Origin of the sequence: Pseudomonas yamanorum (assembly GCF_900105735.1) — a bacterium.
GTDB classification, from domain to species: Bacteria; Pseudomonadota; Gammaproteobacteria; order Pseudomonadales; family Pseudomonadaceae; genus Aquipseudomonas; species Aquipseudomonas yamanorum.
In genome coordinates this window covers 1,346,289-1,359,509 of record NZ_LT629793.1, presented here as the reverse complement: position 1 = coordinate 1,359,509, position 13,221 = coordinate 1,346,289, and the positions used below count along the sequence as shown (strand labels likewise).

14 protein-coding genes are annotated in these 13,221 nt (G+C 60.7%); 4 read left to right on the top strand and 10 right to left on the bottom strand.

Annotated elements, in window-relative coordinates; genetic code table 11:
- Positions 1-43 precede the first annotated feature (43 nt).
- Positions 44-583, top strand: a complete 540-nt coding sequence (gene moaB / locus BLU46_RS06645; protein ID WP_003209092.1) for a molybdenum cofactor biosynthesis protein B — start codon at positions 44-46, stop codon at positions 581-583.
- A complete protein-coding gene (locus BLU46_RS06640; RefSeq protein ID WP_172834523.1) occupies positions 567-1,793 on the top strand; it encodes a molybdopterin molybdotransferase MoeA in 1,227 nt (408 codons plus the stop codon). Before moaB ends, BLU46_RS06640 begins: the two co-directional genes overlap by 17 nt.
- A 143-nt stretch (positions 1,794-1,936) precedes the next feature.
- Here BLU46_RS06640 and BLU46_RS06635 read toward each other — a convergent pair whose 3' ends face one another.
- The 5 genes from BLU46_RS06635 to minC form a co-directional block, all read right to left on the bottom strand.
- Positions 1,937-3,226, bottom strand: a complete 1,290-nt coding sequence (locus BLU46_RS06635; RefSeq protein WP_003209095.1) for a M18 family aminopeptidase — start codon at positions 3,224-3,226, stop codon at positions 1,937-1,939.
- Positions 3,227-3,422: 196 nt separating this feature from the next.
- A complete protein-coding gene (locus tag BLU46_RS06630; RefSeq protein WP_063032017.1) occupies positions 3,423-4,058 on the bottom strand; it encodes an RluA family pseudouridine synthase in 636 nt (211 codons plus the stop codon).
- A 96-nt stretch (positions 4,059-4,154) separates the two neighbouring features.
- Complete coding sequence (gene minE, locus BLU46_RS06625) at positions 4,155-4,409, bottom strand: cell division topological specificity factor MinE (RefSeq protein ID WP_003175252.1); 255 nt, start codon at positions 4,407-4,409, stop codon at positions 4,155-4,157.
- A 3-nt stretch (positions 4,410-4,412) separates the two neighbouring features.
- Entirely contained in the window at positions 4,413-5,225 is an 813-nt protein-coding gene (gene minD, locus BLU46_RS06620) for a septum site-determining protein MinD (protein ID WP_003209098.1), read from the bottom strand.
- Between the two features lie 200 nt (positions 5,226-5,425).
- On the bottom strand, positions 5,426-6,163 hold the full coding sequence (minC, locus tag BLU46_RS06615; RefSeq protein WP_017479977.1) for a septum site-determining protein MinC: 738 nt from the start codon (positions 6,161-6,163) through the stop codon (positions 5,426-5,428).
- Positions 6,164-6,281: 118 nt separating this feature from the next.
- Here minC and BLU46_RS06610 point away from each other — a divergent pair, with 118 nt between their 5' ends.
- Complete coding sequence (locus BLU46_RS06610; protein ID WP_093200053.1) at positions 6,282-7,217, top strand: lipid A biosynthesis lauroyl acyltransferase; 936 nt, start codon at positions 6,282-6,284, stop codon at positions 7,215-7,217.
- A 32-nt stretch (positions 7,218-7,249) separates the two neighbouring features.
- The gene (locus BLU46_RS06605; protein ID WP_093200039.1) at positions 7,250-8,401 is read left to right on the top strand and encodes a patatin-like phospholipase family protein; all 1,152 of its coding nucleotides are present in this window, start codon (positions 7,250-7,252) and stop codon (positions 8,399-8,401) included.
- Positions 8,402-8,521: 120 nt separating this feature from the next.
- Here BLU46_RS06605 and BLU46_RS06600 read toward each other — a convergent pair whose 3' ends face one another.
- The 5 genes from BLU46_RS06600 to BLU46_RS06585 all read right to left on the bottom strand — a co-directional run bounded on the left by BLU46_RS06600 (position 8,522) and on the right by BLU46_RS06585 (position 13,132).
- Positions 8,522-9,307 (bottom strand): outer membrane protein OmpK, encoded by a 786-nt coding sequence (locus BLU46_RS06600; protein ID WP_003209104.1) that lies wholly within the window; start codon positions 9,305-9,307, stop codon positions 8,522-8,524.
- Positions 9,304-9,699, bottom strand: a complete 396-nt coding sequence (locus BLU46_RS32820; RefSeq protein WP_148666973.1) for a hypothetical protein — start codon at positions 9,697-9,699, stop codon at positions 9,304-9,306. The genes BLU46_RS06600 and BLU46_RS32820 overlap by 4 nt, the downstream gene beginning before the upstream one ends.
- Positions 9,700-9,742: 43 nt before the next feature.
- Entirely contained in the window at positions 9,743-11,095 is a 1,353-nt protein-coding gene (locus tag BLU46_RS06595) for a nucleobase:cation symporter-2 family protein (protein WP_063032011.1), read from the bottom strand.
- Between the two features lie 181 nt (positions 11,096-11,276).
- Positions 11,277-12,578: a urate hydroxylase PuuD gene (locus tag BLU46_RS06590; protein ID WP_093200035.1), complete on the bottom strand. Its 1,302-nt coding sequence runs from the start codon at positions 12,576-12,578 to the stop codon at positions 11,277-11,279.
- A 50-nt stretch (positions 12,579-12,628) separates the two neighbouring features.
- Positions 12,629-13,132 (bottom strand): ureidoglycolate lyase, encoded by a 504-nt coding sequence (locus BLU46_RS06585; protein WP_017479983.1) that lies wholly within the window; start codon positions 13,130-13,132, stop codon positions 12,629-12,631.
- Between the last annotated feature and the right edge of the window lie 89 nt (positions 13,133-13,221).

Here is a 13,221-nt window from a genome sequence, read left to right as displayed (position 1 = left end):
GTGATATAACATCGGGCTGTTCCTTCGACAACCGGACCGAGCCATGAAAGCCAAGGCTGATGCGCCCTTTGTACCCCTGAATATCGCTGTATTGACGGTCAGTGACACCCGCACCCTGGAAACCGACACCTCGGGCCAGGTCTTCGTCGACCGCCTGACCGCCGCCGGCCACCTGCTGGCCGAGCGCGTGTTGCTTAAAGATGATCTGTACAAAATCCGTGCGCAAGTGGCGCACTGGATTGCCGAAGACGTGGTGCAAGTGGTGTTGATCACCGGCGGCACCGGCTTCACCGGCCGCGACAGCACCCCGGAAGCGGTGAGCTGCCTGCTGGATAAACAGGTGGATGGTTTCGGCGAACTGTTCCGGCAAATCTCCGTGGCCGATATCGGCACCTCCACCGTGCAGTCCCGCGCCCTGGCCGGCCTGGCCAATGGCACCCTGGTGTGCTGCCTGCCGGGCTCCACCAACGCGGTGCGCACCGGATGGGACGGGATTCTCGCCGAGCAACTGGATAACCGTCACCGCCCGTGCAACTTCGTTCCGCATTTGAAGCAGGCCGAGCCCTGTGAATCCCGTGGGTAAGCCGGGCAAGACCGGCGCGTTGATGCCGGTGGAAGATGCCCTCGAACAACTGCTGGCGATGGCTGAAGCCGCGCCGATTCGTGAGCAGGAAACGTTGCCGCTGGCCGAGTGTGATGGTCGTGTGCTGGCGCAGGCGCTGATCTCTACCCTGGACTTGCCGCCCTGGCCCAACAGCGCCATGGACGGTTACGCCCTGCGCCTGGCGGACTGGACCGGCGAGCCATTGGTAGTCAGCCAGCGCATTTTCGCAGGCACGGCACCGGAGCCTTTGGCCGCCGGCACCTGTGCGCGAATCTTCACCGGTGCCCCGGTGCCGGAAGGCGCGGACTGCGTTGAGATGCAGGAAAACGCAGTGGTCCACCCCGATCAGCGGGTGAGCTTCACCGAAGCGTTGCAGGTGGATCAAAACATCCGTCCCCAAGGCCAGGAAACCACGGTGGGCGAGTTGGTGTTGCCAGCAGGTACACGCCTGGGCCCGATCGAGTTGGGCCTGGCGGCTTCACTGGGTCGTGATCGGCTGGAGGTGGTGCGACGCGCCCGCGTGGCCGTGCTGTCCACCGGCGACGAGTTGATCGAGCCGGGCCTGCCGCTGGGTCCCGGTCAGATCTACAACAGTAATCGCCGGGTGCTGTGCAGCTGGCTGGAGCGCCTGGGTTGCGAAGTGGTAGATGCCGGGATCCTGCCGGATGATCTGGAAAAGACCCGCGAGCGCCTGGGTGCATTGGGCTCGGTTGACCTGATTCTGTCCACTGGCGGTGTGTCGGTGGGCGAGGCGGATTTTCTCGGGATTGCGCTGCGGGAAGAGGGCGAGCTGGCGCTGTGGAAGCTGGCGATCAAGCCGGGCAAGCCGCTGACGTTCGGGCATTTCCGTGGTGTACCGGTGATCGGCTTGCCGGGTAATCCGGCGTCGACCCTGGTGACCTTTGCCTTGCTGGCGCGGCCCTACCTGTTGCGCCGCCAGGGTGTGGAAGACGTGCAGCCATTGCGCATAGAAGTCCCGGTGGGATTTGTCTGGGCCAAGCCGGGGAATCGCCGTGAGTATTTGCGCGGGCGGCTTGAGCAGGGCAAGGCGATCATCTATCGCAACCAGAGCTCGGGTGTGCTGCGCAGTGCGGCGTGGGCTGAAGGTTTGGTCGAGGTGCTGGAAGGCACGACGCTGGAGATCGGTGATCGGGTCAACTTCATTCCGTTGAGTGAAGTCTTGAACTGAGCCCGGTCTATCAAACAATGAAAATCAAAATGTGGGAGCGGGCTTGCTCGCGAAAGCGGTGGATCAGTCGCCCGATGTGTTGACTGACCTTCTGCATTCGCGAGCAAGCCCGCTCCCACATTTGATTTGTGTTCATCCTGCAATCAAGGCAAATCACGACTCGCGTAAAACGCACTCAACACCTTCACCAGGTGCGCCAGGTCGTGGCTGCCGCACAGCTCGCGAATCGAGTGCATGGCAAACGTCGGCAGGCCGATATCCACAGTGCGCACGCCCAGGTGGCTGGCGGTGATCGGGCCGATGGTCGAGCCGCAACCCATGTCGCTGCGAACCACAAAGCTCTGCACCGGCACTTCTTCGGCCATGCACAGGTGGCGGAAGAACCCGGCGGTTTCGCTGTTGGTGGCGTAGCGCTGGTTGCTGTTGACCTTGATCACCGGGCCGGCATTGAGTTTCGGGCCGTGGTTGGCGTCGTGCTTCTCGGCGTAGTTGGGGTGCACGCCGTGAGCGTTGTCGGCAGACACCAGCAGCGACTTCTGGATGGTGCGTACGAATTCATCACCTTCCGGCAGCAGGCGGCGCAATGTCTGCTCCAGCATCGGGCCGTCGGCACCACAGGCGGAGCATGAGCCAACTTCTTCGTGGTCGTTGCACACCAGCACGCAGGTTTCGTCGGTTTCGGCGGTGAGCAGGGCTTGCAGGCCGGCGTAGCACGACAGCAGGTTGTCGAGGCGGGCGCCGGCGATAAAGTCGCCATTGAGACCAATCACAGCGGCGCTCTGGGTGTCGTAGAAACTCAGCTCATAGTCGAGCACCACGTCAGCGTTCAAACCGTGTTCACGGGCCAATTGCTCGGTAAGCACCGCGCGGAAGTCCACACGCTCGTCACCGGCAAACTGCGCGAGGATCGGTGGCAGCTCGGTCTGGGCATTGATCGCCCAACCCTGGTTGGCTTCACGGTTCAGGTGAATGGCCAGGTTGGGGATGATCGCGATGGGCAGCTTGAAGTCGATCAGTTGGCTTTCGACCTTGCCGTCGCGGCGGAAGGTCACACGGCCGGCCAGGGACAGATCGCGGTCGAACCACGGTGCCAGCAACGCGCCGCCGTACACTTCCACACCCAGTTGCCAGAAGCCCTGGCGTTGCAGTTCGGGCTGTGGCTTGACCCGCAGGCACGGGCTGTCGGTGTGGGCGCCGACCAGGCGAATACCGCCTTGCAGGGGCGAGTGACGGCCGAGTTTGAAGGCGATGATCGAGGAGTCGTTGCGGGTGACGTAGTAGCGACCGTTGGCCTCGGTGGTCCAGGTCTCGCGCTCGTCAAGACGCTGGAAACCGGCCGCTTCCAGGCGCTGTGCAAGGGCGGCGGTGGCATGGAATGGGGTAGGGGAGGCCTTGAGGAAGTCGATCAGGCCTTGGTTCAACTCTTCGCGCATAAGTAGCTCCAGACAGCAATGGCGCGAGTTTACCGTATTGGCTCAGAATTTGGAGGGAAGCTGCTGTCTTGAGAAGGACACAAAACCAATGTGAGAGCTGGCTTGCCTGCGATAGCAGTCTGTCCGTGAAAAATAGGGGGGCTGACACACTGCTATCGCAGGCAAGCCAGCTCCCACATTTGATCGGGTTTACAGGTTAAAACGGTGCGGGGCACTCGAAGCGCAGGCGCTCGCCGCTCTGGGGATGGGTGAAACTCAACATGCTGGCGTGCAGGCACAGGCGCGGCCAGGCAGCCAAGGCCTGCTCATGGGCGTACAAGCCATCGCCCAACAACGGATGCCCGATGGACAGCATATGCACACGCAGTTGATGTGAGCGGCCGGTAATCGGCGTCAGCTCAACCCGGCACCAGTCGCCGCAACGCTCCAGGACTTTCCAGAAGGTCAGCGCGTTCTTGCCGAACTCATGGTCCACCACGTGCCGTGGCTTGGTCGGCGGGTCATAGCGCAATGGCAAGTCGATGCTGCCGCTGTCCAGTTCCGGTTGGCCCCAGCAGAGTGCGGTGTAGGCCTTTTCGGTTTCCCGGTCATGAAACTGGCGCGACAGTTCACGGTGGGTATCCGCGTCACGGGCCAGCAGGATGATCCCCGACGTTTCCCAGTCCAGGCGATGGACGATGCGGGCTTCGGGGTAGCCGTTTTCCTGCAGGCGGGTGATCAGGCAGTCCTTGTTGTCTTCGGCGCGACCGGGCACCGAGAGCAGCAGGGTAGGCTTGTTCACCACCAGGACAGCGGCGTCCTGATGAAGGATGTGGACATTGGACAACGGCATTAAAACAGCCTCGTAACAAACGCCAACGGCGGCTCGCTCACCCGGCCCCGTGAGGGGAGCCAGGTAACCGAGCCGCCGTGGCGACCGCCTTTTCGATCAACGATCAGGCAGGGTGATATTGAGTTCCAGAATCGAGCAGCTGCCGTCATTTTCCAGGGCGACATGCACGTCATCGTTACCGATATTGACGTACTTGCGGATCACCTCCACCAGTTCCTTCTGCAAGGCTGGCAGGTAATCCGGGGTGCTGCGTTGGCCGCGTTCGTGCGCCACGATGATCTGTAGACGCTCTTTCGCTACCGACGCGGTACTTGGCTTTTTGTTGGCGCGAAAGAAGTCGAGAAATTTCATTGTTTAGTTGCCTCCAAAGATACGCTCGAAGAATCCCTTCTTCTTAACATCGAGGAAGCGATGTTCCACGGTCTTGCCCAGCAAGCGATCAACCGCATCGCTGTACGCCTGGCCGGCGTCGCTCTGGTCGTCAAGAATCACCGGCACGCCTTGGTTGGATGCCTTCAGGACGGCCTGGGATTCCGGGATCACACCCAGCAGGGTCACGGCGAGGATTTCCTTGACGTCTTCAACGCCGAGCATTTCGCCGTTGCTGACGCGCTCCGGGTTGTAGCGGGTGAGCAGCAGGTGTTCCTTGATCGGGTCTTCACCTTTCTCGGCACGCTGGGACTTGCTGGCCAGCAGGCCGAGCATGCGGTCCGAGTCACGTACCGACGACACTTCAGGGTTGGTCACGACGATGGCTTCGTCGGCGAAGTACATCGCCAGGTGAGCGCCGGTTTCGATACCTGCCGGGGAGTCGCACACTACGTATTCGAAGGTTTCCTTCAGTTCAGCGAGGACTTTGCCTACGCCTTCCTTGGTCAACGCATCTTTGTCGCGGGTCTGGCTGGCGGCCAGCACGTACAGGTTCTCAAGGCGCTTGTCCTTGATCAGGGCCTGTTGCAGGTTGGCTTCGCCGTTGACCACGTTGACGAAGTCGTACACCACGCGGCGTTCACAGCCCATGATCAGGTCGAGGTTACGCAAGCCGACGTCGAAGTCGACGATGACTGTCTTGTGGCCGCGCAGAGCGAGGCCGGTACCGATAGCGGCGCTGGTGGTGGTCTTACCCACACCACCCTTGCCGGATGTAACCACGAGAATCTTGGCCAAGGTGTTTCACCCCTAAGGAAAAAGGACGTTCAGTCCCTGAAAAACATCTCTTGAAACTCGCTGCAGGCGGACAGCCTTTGTAGGAAAAAGATGTGGTTTCCGTAGGGGAAACGCCAACTTTCAATTATTCCTACACAAGTATTGCCGGTTTCGCTGTGCTATCAGAGTCTAGAGATGCTTGGAAAATGCGGCAGTATCCGTTAAAGACGGATGATGTTCAACACATCGCCCGACAGGCTGACTTGTACCCCGGCCCCCCACAGCGGATCGCGGCGCAAATCTTCCGAAACCTTGTACTGGCCTGCGATGGACACTAGCTCAGCGGTCAACTGCTGGCAAAAAATACGGGCCTTGGTGTCACCCTTTATGCCGGCCAGTGCACGACCGCGCATGGGGCCGTATACATGGATGTTTCCGTCGGCAAGAAGTTCCGCCCCCGGGCTTACCGGGGCGATGACGACAAGGTCGCCACCCTGGGCGTAAATCTGCTGCCCGCCCCGTACGGGAGAGGTGATGATCTTTGTAGGCTTGACCGTCGGCTCCGGCGGTTTCTCCGGTTTTTTCTTCTCTTCGCCGACCAACGGGTCGAGCGGACGCTCGCGGGCACCCGACGGCGGCAGTACTGGCAATTCAATAGCGATTGCGGCGGCAATGTCTTCGATACGGCTGGCACGAATCGCCAGGGTGCGCAGGCCATGTTGGCGGCACACACGCATCAATCCGGGCAGGTCGACAGCGCCTTGGCCGGCGGGGAGTTTGTCCAGGGCCAGCACCAGCGGCGCATTGTTGAAGAAGTTCGGCGCGAGGGCGACCTTGGCGGCGAGCTGGCGGTCCAGGGCGTCAAGGTCATTGCGGGCCAGTTCCAGCACGGTAATGGCGAGCATGCTGCCTTTCAACTGGAACACGGGATCTTGGTCTAGCGGTTCGGTTTGGCTCATGGTCGGCAAAGCGGCTTGTCACGAAAAGTGTCGAGACTTATAACGAGAACATCCGCTAGCCGCAAGCCGGGTCGAACCGTTGTAGAATGCGCGGCCGTTGTCTTTACCGGAATCTTTAATGGATCGCCCGCGTTTTCGAGCAGTATTTTTTCACCCGCGTTTCTGGCTGCTATGGCTGGGGCTCGGTTTGCTGTGGCTGGTTGTGCAGTTGCCGTACCGGGCTTTACTGGGGATTGGCCGTGCCTTGGGTGCGGGAATGTACCGGGTGGCCGGTGAACGTCGACGCATTGCCGCGCGAAACCTGGAACTGTGCTTCCCGGAAAAGTCTGCCAAAGAGCGTAAACATTTGCTCAAGGAAAACTTCGCGTCCACCGGCATCGCCTTCTTCGAGATGGCCATGAGCTGGTGGTGGTCCAAGCCGCGCCTGGCGCGCCTGGCCCATGTCGAAGGGCTGGAGCACCTCAAGCAGGCGCAACTGGAAGGCAAGGGCGTGATCCTGATGGCCCTGCATTTCACCACCCTGGAAATCGGCGCCGCCTTGCTCGGGCAGAAGCACACCATCGATGGCATGTACCGCGAGCACGGCAACCCATTGTTCGATTTCGTCCAGCGCCGTGGCCGCGAGCGGCACAATCTTGATTCCCTGGCCGTAGAGCGCGAAGACGTGCGCGGCATGCTCAAGCTGCTGCGGGCCGGCCGTGCGATCTGGTACGCACCGGACCAGGACTACGGCGCCAAGCAAAGTATCTTCGTGCCGTTGTTCGGCATTCAGGCCGCTACCGTCACGGCCACCAGCAAATTTGCGCGTCTGGGCAAGGCGCTGGTGGTGCCGTTCACTCAGGAGCGCCTGGCTGACGGCAGCGGCTATCGCCTGGTCATTCATCCGCCGCTGACCGACTTCCCCGGTGAAACCGACGAGATCGATTGCCTGCGCATCAACCAGTGGGTCGAAGCCTCCGTGCGCGAATGCCCCGAGCAATACCTGTGGACCCACCGCCGCTTCAAGAGCCGGCCGCCAGGTGAGCCTAAGCTGTATGAAAAACGCCGTCGTTGATCTGAAGTCCCCAAGCACCATGGAGTGATGCAATGCGCTCAGCTGAACCGGTCACAGGCTTGATTCTTTCCGGCGGCGGGGCGCGGGCCGCCTATCAAGTGGGGGTATTGGCGGCGATTGCCGAGCTGTTGCCGCCGGGGGCCGCCAATCCGTTTCCGGTGATTGTCGGCACCTCGGCCGGGGCGATCAATGCGGTCAGCCTGGCCAGTGGCGCCATGGACTTTACCGCTGCCATCGAGCGCCTGACCGGTTTCTGGCAAGGCTTTCGCAGCCACCTGGTGCTGCGCAGTGATTGGCCCGGGGTGATCAGCCAGGCCAGTCGATTCCTTATCCACAGCCTGCTGGGGCTGGGGGCACAGGTGCCGGTGGCGCTGCTCAACAGTTCGCCGTTGCGGGATTTGTTGCGTGACAAGCTGCACCTGGAAGGCATCGAGCAGTCGATTCGCGAAAAACACCTTCACGCCGTGGCTGTAACCGCCTTCGGGTACGAGTCCGGGCAAGCCGTGACCTTCTACCAGGGCGGCGGCACCATCGACGCCTGGCTGCGACATCGGCGTATCGGTATTCCCACCCAACTGACCGTTGAACACCTGCTGGCCAGCTCGGCGATTCCATTGCTGTTTGCCCCGGTCAAACTCGATCAGGAATATTTTGGTGACGGTGCAGTGCGGCAATCGGCACCGATCAGCCCCGCGCTGCACCTGGGAGCCAGCCGCGTGCTGGTGGTGGGCGTCAGTGGCAACCCGCGCGGCAACGACCCTTCGAACCCGGCACGTACCTTCACCGGCCAGGAGCCGACCTTGGCGCAGATCGGTGGGCACATGCTCAACAGCACGTTCATCGACAGCCTGGAAAGCGATATTGAATTGCTCGAGCGCCTGAACCAGTTCAGTCATGTGTTGCCGAGCAACGCGGCGATACAAGGTTTGGCGCCGGTGGAGGTGCTGGTGATTGCACCAAGCCAACCGATCGACGAAATCGCGGCGCGTCATCGCCAGGAATTGCCTGCGGCATTGCGCCTGTTTCTGCGCGGGCCGGGGGCGACTAAAACCAGTGGCGCGGGCGTGCTCAGTTACCTGCTGTTCGAGGCGGGGTATTGCAGCGAATTGATCGAATTGGGAAGGCGGGATGCGCTGGCCAAGCGCGAAGAGTTGCAGCGGTTTCTAGGCCTGACACCGAACTGAATGTGGGGCTGGCTTGTGTGGGAGCTGGCTTGCCTGCGATGCAGGCACCTCGAAGTTTCAGTTACACCGCAGTGATGCTATCGCAGGCAAGCCAGCTCCCACATGGAGGCGCGGTGTTACTTAGAAGTGGTACTTCACCAACAAACTCGCCGTGTCCTGATTGGTCTCGAACGCGCCGCTGTCCTGGATCCCGTACTTGTTCTTCCAGTAGTCGTATTCGATACCGACATACAACTGCTTCTCGCCCCAATGCAGCGCCTTGCCCAGGTCATATTTGATCTGTGGGTTGAAGTGCAGGTTGGCGTGGTAAGTACCACGGGCGTTCTTGTCGTTATCCACGACCCAGTCCATAAAGCCGTCGATCAGCACATTGGAGTTGCCCACCGGGATCGTGTACGACCACACCGGTGTGATCTGCCACACCCCATCACCCGGGCGGTTGCCTTCGGTCTGGCGCTGGTAGAAGTTCAGCTGGAAGTAGTCGAAACCAGGGATTGCCAAGTCGAAGCCCGGGCCGAGCAAGTACGACTCGTTGTCGCCTTCGCCGAACTCGTAAGTGAACGCCAGCAACACGTCCTTGATCGGGCCGAACGACAAGTCTTTGTCGAAGATCTTGCCGAACGACAAGCGTGGGCTGAACTCGCCGTAGTAAGTACTTGGGCCGACATTGCCGTCTTCCTTGCCGTTGTAAAAGATGCGGTCGAGGAAGAAGAAGTTGTCGCCGTACTTCCACGCGTCGGCGTGTTCGAAGGTCACGGTTTGCTGGATCTGCGGGTTAACAGTGAAGTTCTTGCCCCACAGATAAGTCAGGCTGTTGTTCTGCCACTGCAGCAGATCACCGGCCATGGCCTGGCCCCCGGCCAGCAGGGATCCTGCCAGCATCAGGCTGTTCACAGTACGTTTCATTCGGTTGCTCCCGAGGTAAAGGTTTCTGGTTTTTTTTCTAAGCGGACGCTCTGGTGTGGCGTCTTTTTGCTTGCCGCAAAAATCGTCTGTTCGGTCAGCTTTAATGCTTTTAGCAAGAGCTGCGCCAAGGTGTTTAAAAAGCCAAAAAATCCCCGTCGGCTGTGATGAACACAGTCGAATTCGGAGAGTTTTTGCACACGTTGGCTGCGGACTTGGGGCCCGGGTAAGTTGGCCTTGCAGTCAGCTTTTACATTCGCTGTTTTTTTTTGAGTCGATTTGAGCGGGCGCCGAGAATACTGACTCCGAAGCCGGTGCTCAAGTGCGCTGTTACAGCGCGCGCGGGGCGAGAATGGGGCACGGCGCGTGGCCGGCCCCGGGTGAATGGCGTGCATGGTGTGTTCCCTGATCGTTATTGTTTTTGTTGTGACGCAGGAATCAATGTGGGTGTGCGTGAGCGCTTGCGGCCGCGCGTTCGGCGCCGCCCAGAATGTTGAATAACAGGTTCAGCGACAGCGCGCTGAGGGTGGCCATGGCGATGCCGCTGTGAGTGATCGGGCTCATCCACAGTGGCAACTGCGCAAAGAACTCGGGACGCACGACCGGGATCAAACCCATGCCGATACTCACCGCCACCAGCAACTGGTTACGGCGGTCGGCGATGTCGGCTTCCTGGAGGATCTTGATCCCGGTGGCCGCCACCATGCCGAACATGGCAATCGCCGCACCCCCCAGCACTGCGGGTGGAATCGACGCTACCAGGAACGCGGCCTTGGGCAGCAGGCTCAGCACGATCAGAAACGCCCCGGCCATGATCGTCACCGAACGGCAGCGCACACCGGTCATCTGCACCAGGCCGATGTTTTGCGCGAACGAGGAGTGGGTAAAAGTGTTGAAGAAGCCGGCAAAAAACGACGCGCCGGCATCACACAACAGGCCGCGACGCAGCATCTTCGGCGTGACTTCCTGGCCGGTGATCTTGCCCAGGGCGAGGAACATCCCGGTGGACTCGACGAAGATAATCACCACCACCAGGCACATCGACAGAATCGGCGCCAACTCGAACTTCGGCATGCCGAAATGCAGTGGCGTCACCACTTGCACCCACGGTGCCTGGGCCAGGCCGCTGAGGTCGACCATGCCGATCATCCCGCACAACCCATAACCAAGCGCCATGCCAATCAGCACCGAGATATTCACCCAGAAGCCGCGCATGAAACGGTTGATCAGCAGGATAGTGGCCAGCACCAGCGCGGCAATCGCCAGGTAAATCGGTGAGCCAAACGTGGACGCCGCCGCGCCACCGCCGGCCCAGTTGACCGCGACGGGAAACAGCGAAAGGCCAATGGCGGTGATCACAGTGCCGGTCACCAGCGGCGGAAAGAAGCGTACGACCTTGGACATGAACGGCGCGATCAGGATGCCGAAAAAGCCGGCGGCGATGGTCGCACCGAAGATCCCTTGCAGGCCGATGCCGGGCATGCCTGCCATGGCGACCATGCTGCCGACTGCGGCGAAACTGGCGCCCATCATCACGGGCATGCGAATGCCCACCGGGCCGATGCCGAATGACTGGACCATGGTTGCGATGCCCGCCACCAGCAGGTCGGCGTTGATCAGGAAGGCGATTTCTTCACGGCTCAGGCCTGCGGCCTGGCCGATGATCAAAGGCACGGCGACGGCGCCACCGTACATCAGCAAGACGTGTTGCAGGCCTACCAGAATCAGTTGCAAGAGGGGCAGCCGCACCATGGCGGGCGCGGCAGGAGTCTGCGTTTCTAGCTGGGACATGCAACACCTCGGATCTTTTTATTGTTGTGTTGTTCGGCATTCAATTGCCGGGTGGAACTCATTCGTCAAAGCACACCGCAGATCTCAACTGTAGGAGCTGGCTTGCCTGCGATAGCGGCGGTGAATTCAACATCGCTATCGCAGGCAAGCCAGCTCCCACATTGGGTCCTGCGTTAATCAGTCAGTTGGTACGCGCCCCCTGATTGATCCAGGTGCCAATCAAGTCCCGTTCCTGCTGGGTCATCTGGGTAATATTGCCCAGCGGCATGATCTGGCTGGCCACGGCCTGCGCCTGAATGCGCGGGGCCATCTGCTGGATCTGCTGCGGCGTATCAAACATCACCCCGGCCGGTGCGGTGCTGAACAGCGGGCTTGTCGGTTTGGCCGAATGGCACACCGCACAGCGCTCCTGAATCACCCCATGGACCTTGTCAAAATCAATCGAGGCCTGGGCCGGTGCTGCTTCGGCAGGCGCCGGTGCAGGTGCCGCGGGTGCAGCCGGTTTAAGCCCGCCACCCAGCGCCGTTTCCGGCAGCGGCTGGTACTCGATGGCCGCCGGTGCCTTGGCCACTTCCGGTGCAGTCGCCACCGGTTTTGGACCGGTCACGTAGGCCAGGCAAATCATCGCCAGCGCGCCAACCGGCAAGGTCCAGGCATATTTCTGGCTGTTATGACGGGTGTTGAAGTAGTGACGCACCAACACGGCCGCCACCGCGATGCCCGCCAGGATCAGCCAGTTGTATTGGCTGCCGTAGGTGCTCGGGAAGTGGTTGCTGATCATGATGAACAGCACCGGCAAGGTGAAGTAGTTGTTATGACGCGAACGCAGCAAACCCTTGGCCGGCAGTGCCGGGTCGGGCGTGCGGTTTTCCGCGATGGCCGCCACCAGCGCACGCTGGGCCGGCATGATGATGCGGAACACGTTGCCCACCATGATGGTGCCGATCACGGCGCCCACGTGCAGGTACGCACCACGACCGCTGAACACCTTGCTGAAGCCGTACGCGGCGGCAATCAACAGCACGAACAGGATCAGGCCGAGCAGGGCGGGGCGCTTGCCCAGTGCCGAGTCGCAGAGAAAGGAGTAGATGAACCAGCCGGCCAGCAGCGAGCCGAGGCCCAGCAACACACCTTCCGGACCGCTGAGGCTGCTGCCCGGGGCCAGCAGGTACAAGGTCGGGTTTGCATAGAACACCACGCACAGCAGCGCGATGCCGGACATCCAGGTGAAATAGGCTTCCCATTTGAACCAGTGCAGGTTGTCCGGCATGGTCGGCGGGGCCAGTTTGTATTTTTCCAGGTGGTAGATACCGCCACCGTGGATCGCCCACAAGTCACCGGCGAGGCCGTCCTTGGGGTTCACGCGATTGAGGTTGTTTTCCAGCCAGACGAAGTAGAACGAAGCGCCGATCCAGGCGACGCCGGTGATCATGTGAACCCAGCGCACGCTCAGGTTCAGCCATTCCATTAAATGTGCTTCCACAGTCTTTACCTCTCGCCTGTCACTCTGTCGTCGAGTGATCAGACCTTCTCTTATTGGTGGGGGGCGAGGATCAACCGCTCATCCTCTTTGAAAAAATGCTCATCGCAGTTATTGCCTGTGCCACTGCGATCAACCACCAGGAAGTCATCCCGCTTTTCGATCGTCAGCACCGGGTGGTGCCAGACGCCGCGATGGTAATTAATGCCCTGCCTGCCGTTGGTAACGAAGGCGCGGACCAAGCCCGATACAGGTTCATCGCCAAGTGGCGCGACCACGATCAGAAAGGGGTTGCCGAGCAGCGGGATGAAAGCCTGGCTGCCCAGCGGGTGTCGTTCCAGCATGCACACGGTCAGCGGCATGTCCTGCGCGTCGGCGCGGAAGATGCTGATGATCGCGTTATCTTCTGGCGTGGCGGTTTGCACCGTCGCCAATTTATGAAAGCGCATGGTCGACCCGTTGTTGATCATGAAGTGATCGCTGCCATCGGTTTCGATAACGTCTCCGAAAGGGGCGAAGGCTTCTTTGGTCAGGGGTTCGATCATCAGTGTGCGCATGGCTGTCTTCTTAATCTTGTGTATGGATCGTTCCCACGCTCTGCGCGGGAACGCCGCCCTGGACGCTCTGCGTCCGCTCTTGTGACGCA

Bases quoted from the DNA above. Each gene is read 5' to 3' on its own strand.
- minE (WP_003175252.1), bottom strand. From the start codon at position 4,409: ATGAAATTTCTCGACTTCTTTCGCGCCAACAAAAAGCCAAGTACCGCG.
- BLU46_RS06600 (WP_003209104.1), bottom strand. From the start codon at position 9,307: ATGAAACGTACTGTGAACAGCCTGATGCTGGCAGGATCCCTGCTGGCC.
- minC (WP_017479977.1), bottom strand. From the start codon at position 6,163: ATGAGCCAAACCGAACCGCTAGACCAAGATCCCGTGTTCCAGTTGAAA.
- BLU46_RS06585 (WP_017479983.1), bottom strand. From the start codon at position 13,132: ATGCGCACACTGATGATCGAACCCCTGACCAAAGAAGCCTTCGCCCCT.
- BLU46_RS06610 (WP_093200053.1), top strand. From the start codon at position 6,282: ATGGATCGCCCGCGTTTTCGAGCAGTATTTTTTCACCCGCGTTTCTGG.
- BLU46_RS06605 (WP_093200039.1), top strand. From the start codon at position 7,250: ATGCGCTCAGCTGAACCGGTCACAGGCTTGATTCTTTCCGGCGGCGGG.
- moaB (WP_003209092.1), top strand. From the start codon at position 44: ATGAAAGCCAAGGCTGATGCGCCCTTTGTACCCCTGAATATCGCTGTA.
- BLU46_RS06635 (WP_003209095.1), bottom strand. From the start codon at position 3,226: ATGCGCGAAGAGTTGAACCAAGGCCTGATCGACTTCCTCAAGGCCTCC.
- BLU46_RS06630 (WP_063032017.1), bottom strand. From the start codon at position 4,058: ATGCCGTTGTCCAATGTCCACATCCTTCATCAGGACGCCGCTGTCCTG.
- BLU46_RS32820 (WP_148666973.1), bottom strand. From the start codon at position 9,699: ATGCACGCCATTCACCCGGGGCCGGCCACGCGCCGTGCCCCATTCTCG.
- BLU46_RS06595 (WP_063032011.1), bottom strand. From the start codon at position 11,095: ATGTCCCAGCTAGAAACGCAGACTCCTGCCGCGCCCGCCATGGTGCGG.